Origin of the sequence: Gordonia sp. 852002-10350_SCH5691597, assembly GCF_001665715.1 — a bacterium.
In the GTDB taxonomy this organism is placed as follows: domain Bacteria; phylum Actinomycetota; class Actinomycetes; order Mycobacteriales; family Mycobacteriaceae; genus Gordonia; species Gordonia sputi.
This window is the reverse complement of sequence record NZ_LZMO01000182.1, coordinates 1-1,641: the sequence shown is the minus strand read 5'-3', so window position 1 is coordinate 1,641 and position 1,641 is coordinate 1. Positions and strand designations below refer to the sequence as shown.

The window sequence follows — 1,641 nt, the reverse complement described above, 5'->3', positions numbered from 1 at the left end:
TGGGGTGGCTGATGTGTTCGGGGTGTCGGTGTCGGTGCGTGATGTGTTTGATGCGCCCACCGTCGAAGAACTCGCCGATCTCGTGACCACTCGGGATCGCGGTCTCGCGCCGATCGAGGCCGTGTCGCCACGGCCGTCGGAGATCCCGTTGTCGTTCGCGCAGTCGCGGATGTGGTTCATCAACCAGTTCGAACCCGGAACCGCCACCTACAACATCCCGGCGCTCCTGCGACTTCGCGGGAAGCTCGATCTCGTCGCGCTGCGCCGCGCTGTGGAAGATGTGGTCGCTCGTCACGAGGTGTTGCGGACGACGTTCCCCGCGGTTGACGGAACCCCGGTGCAGGTGATCCACCCGGCGCACCGCGTCGCGGCCGAACTCGACTGGGCCGTCGTCTCGGACGAACAGGCGCTCGCCGACGCCGTGAGCACCGGATTCAATGTCACCGAATCATTGCCGCTGAGGGTGCGCGTGGCACCGGTGGGACCCGACGAGCACATCGTTGCCCTCGTCGCCCATCACATCGCGGCGGACGGTGAGTCGATGCGTCCGCTCGTGGCTGATCTGGTCACGGCGTATCTCGCACGTTCGGCGGACGCGGCGCCCGAATTCGTCCCGCTGGCAGTGCAATTCGCTGACTACTCGATCTGGCAGCACCAGGTCCTCGGCGATCCCGCAGATCCCGAGTCGGTGGTCGGGCGACAGCTCGCGCACTGGGTCGCGGAGCTCGCAGGCCTCCCCGACGTCATCGATCTGCCGACGGACCGTCCACGCCCGCGCATCGCCACTCATCGCGGTGCTCGCATGCAGGTGGCCATTCCCGCGGAGATCGCGGATCGAATCGCTGCGACAGCGGCCGAACGTGGCGTCACCTCGTTCATGGTTGTCCACGCCGCGCTGTCGGTACTGCTCGCGCGCCTGTCGGGAAGCGCCGACATCGCCGTCGCGACGCCGGTTGCCGGGCGCGGACACGCAGTGCTCGATCCGCTCGTCGGGATGTTCGTCAACACTCTCATCCTGCGCAGCGAGGTCGACCTCGCCGAGTCGTTCGTCGATCTGCTCGACCGGATTCGGGTGACTGACCTCGATGCCTTCACTCACGCGGACGTTCCGTTCGAGACCATCGTCGACGCGCTGGATCCGGTGCGCTCCGAGGCATTCGCGCCGCTGGCTCAGGTCATGCTCTCGATGGAGGCGGGCGCGGTCGAAGACCCCACGGTTCGTGTCGACGAGCTCGAGGTCGAGCCGGTCGAGGTCCCAAGTGTCCCAGCGCAACTCGACCTCGCGCTCACGGTGACGACCGCGCCGTCGGGCGATGACTGGCAGTGCTCGATCGTCTATGCCACCGACCTGTTCGACGACGGGACCATCTCGACGTTCGCCGACCGCTACCTCGCGTTGTTGGCCGGTCTGACGTCGGCCCCGGCAGACGCTGTCGGCGACACGACGTTGATCTCGCCTGCCGAAACGGCTGCCGTCCTGTCTGCCGCGACCGGGCCGACCACGGAGCCGATCGTCGAGACGGTTGCTGATGCTGTTGCGGCGCAGGTGGTTCGGTCGCCGGGGGCGCCTGCGTTGTGGTGTGAGGGTCGGGTGGTGTCGTATGCGGAGTTTGGTGCGCGGGTGGCGGTGTTGGCGCGTGA

Annotated in this window: 1 protein-coding gene; it reads left to right on the top strand. The window is 67.3% G+C overall.

Features of this window, described 5'->3' with window-relative positions:
* Positions 1-34: 34 nt before the first annotated feature.
* Positions 35-1,641: condensation domain-containing protein (locus tag A5777_RS12890; protein ID WP_231895049.1), on the top strand; the 1,607-nt coding region annotated here is incomplete at its 3' end.